Consider the following 2442-nt stretch of genomic DNA (forward strand, 5'->3'; position numbering starts at 1 on the left):
GTAAGCGTTAGCTGGACATCACGTGCAGCTTAGCTTGACGTCTTGAAGTTCCACGGCAGCAGGTCGTCGATGCCGCTTTGCGGATGGCCATTGGCGATCGCTGTCAGTGTTGCGTTGAGATAGGCGAAGGGTTCGACGCCGTTGATCTTGCAGGTTTCGATCAGCGACGCGATGCGACCCCAGGCGATGCCGCCTTCGTCATGGCCCGCGAAGAGCGCATTCTTGCGATTGAGAGCAATGGGGCGGATCAGGTTTTCGACGCGGTTGCTGTCGATCTCGACGCGACCGTCGCTCAGGAATGTTTGCAGTCCGTCCCAGTGATTGTGGATGTAGGTCAGCTTTTCGCCGAGCCGGGATTTGGCGGAGATCTTGCGGCGTTGGGCCTGCAGCCAGTCGCCGAAGGCCGCGACCAGTGGAGCACTGCGGGTCTGGCGGGCCGACAATCGCTGGCCGGGGGAGATGCCACGGATATCGGCTTCAACGGCATAGATGTCGGCAATGCGGCGCAGGCCTTCGGCGGCGATCTCTGAGCCGTCGCGGTCAAAGACTTCCTTCAGCTTGCGGCGCGCGTGCGCCCAGCAATGGGCCACGCGAATGGGATCGCCGCCCTTGCGGGTAGGTTTGGTCAGCCGATTGTAGCCCTGATATCCATCGATTTGCAGGATGCCATCAAAGCCCGTCAGGAATGTTTCGGCATTCTCGCCCGCGCGCCCGGGGGCATAGAAGTAAACCACCCCGGGCGGATCCTCACCGCCCCATGGGCGATCATCACGGGCAAGTGCCCAGAGATACCCGGTTTTGGTTTTCCCGCGACCCGGGTCCAGCACCGGGGCGGTGGTTTCGTCCATGAACAGCTTGTCAGATCGTTTCAGGTGTTCAGCCAGCCGGTCAACAACGGGCTTGAGGTGGAATGCAGCCTTGCCAACCCAGTCGGCCAGCACGGCGCGGTGCAGCTCAAGACCCGCCCGCGCCAGGATCTGGCTTTGGCGATACAATGGCAGGTGGTCCGCATACTTACTGACCAGGACATGGGCGATGGTGGCTTCTGTCGGCAGGCCGCCCATGATCAGATGCGATATTGCTGGGGCTTGGGTCACGCCGTCGGTGCAGGTCCGGCAGGCGTATTTGGGCCGGACGGTGACAATGACGCGCAACTGGGCCGGCACGATGTCGAGCCGCTCGCTGCGGTCTTCACCGATCTTGTGCATAATACCGCAGCCACAAGGGCAGATCAGGCTGTCGGGTTCGATGACCTCTTCGATGCGCGGCAGTGTGGCCGGCAGATTGCCGATGGTGCGCTTTGCTGCAGGCTTGGTGGCTGACTTGTCACCTGTCTTTGCAGCCAGATGGTCCTTCTGCATCTCGACCTCGGCCAGTGCGATGGACAAGTCTTCGAAGGCCAACTGCCGCTCATCCTCGGTCAGCTTTTCCGACCGTTTGCCATGCAGGGCATGGTTCAATTCAGCAATCAGATGCTGTTGGCGTTGGGTGATATCCTGAAGCGCTGCGATCGTTTCCATCAATGACGTAACCACTGCACGCTGCGCGGCAGGGATGGTGGAAAGGTCAATGACAGGCATCTCGATCATGGCCCGAGACTACAATAAAACCCAAGTAAACCCACGCAAAAGACGGCGGTTGATTCATTCTGCCGCAGCAGGTGGGCGCGTCTCCAAGGCCTTGACCTTACGCCAGTCCAGGCCGGCAAATAGGGCCTCAAACTGAGCGTGGTTCAGCGCCATAATCCCGTCCTTGATCGCAGGCCAGGTGAAGGTTGCCTCCTCGAGCCGCTTGTAAGCCATCACCAGACCTGTGCCATCCCAGTAGAGCAGCTTCAGCCGATCAAGACGGCGCGAGCGGAACACAAACACCGTGCCCGTGAATGGATCCTTGCGCAGCACCGATGACACGATTGCAGCCAGACCGTCATGACCTTTTCTGAAGTCCACAGGCTGCGTCGAGACCAGAACCCGCACACGGTTTGAAGGGAACATCATGCCAGTGCCCCGACTGCCCGAACGATCTCGGCAATCCGGTCAGAACTGGTGGTGCCATTGAGCCTGATTGTCACTTGGCCGATCTCAATCTCGATAGGGTTAGCGGATGCAGCGTCAGACTTGGTAAGCGGTGCAGACACTGCTGGCACAGGAGCATCGCCGCAATCATCCGACACCACGATCGGCGCAAAACAAAAGTCGTCCTCTTCAACTGCGGGTAAAACCAACCTGCCGTCACGCGCCCGACTGCGCCATTCAGACAGATGGTTTGCCCGAAGCCCATACCGCGTAGCAACCCCGTTCACCGTCGCCCCAGGCTTCAAACTCTCAGCCACGATCCGAGCCTTGACCTCATCTGGCCAGCGTCGCTGACCATTGGTCCGTATGTCCACCCCGTAGCCCCTGAGAAACTCCACCGTAGTCGCCATCGCGAAACTCCTGCACC

Annotated in this window: 3 protein-coding genes; all 3 read right to left on the reverse strand. The window is 60.0% G+C overall.

Annotated features, from left to right (window positions below; translation table 11 throughout):
* Nucleotides 1-29 precede the first annotated feature (29 nt).
* Nucleotides 30-1520 carry an IS66 family transposase gene (gene tnpC, locus KAK09_RS18450; RefSeq protein ID WP_418895549.1) on the reverse strand — a complete coding sequence of 497 codons (1491 nt, stop codon included), beginning with the start codon at nt 1518-1520 and terminating at the stop codon, nt 30-32.
* Between the two features lie 123 nt (nt 1521-1643).
* On the reverse strand, nt 1644-1997 hold the full coding sequence (gene tnpB, locus KAK09_RS18455; RefSeq protein WP_210880385.1) for an IS66 family insertion sequence element accessory protein TnpB: 354 nt from the start codon (nt 1995-1997) through the stop codon (nt 1644-1646).
* Nucleotides 1994-2442, reverse strand: a 449-nt coding sequence (gene tnpA / locus KAK09_RS18460) for an IS66-like element accessory protein TnpA (protein WP_247651429.1), incomplete at its 5' end; no start/stop codon positions are given. The genes tnpA and tnpB, both read right to left, overlap by 4 nt.

Source organism: Roseovarius autotrophicus (assembly GCF_018069895.1).
Classification (GTDB): Bacteria; Pseudomonadota; Alphaproteobacteria; order Rhodobacterales; family Rhodobacteraceae; genus Roseovarius; species Roseovarius autotrophicus.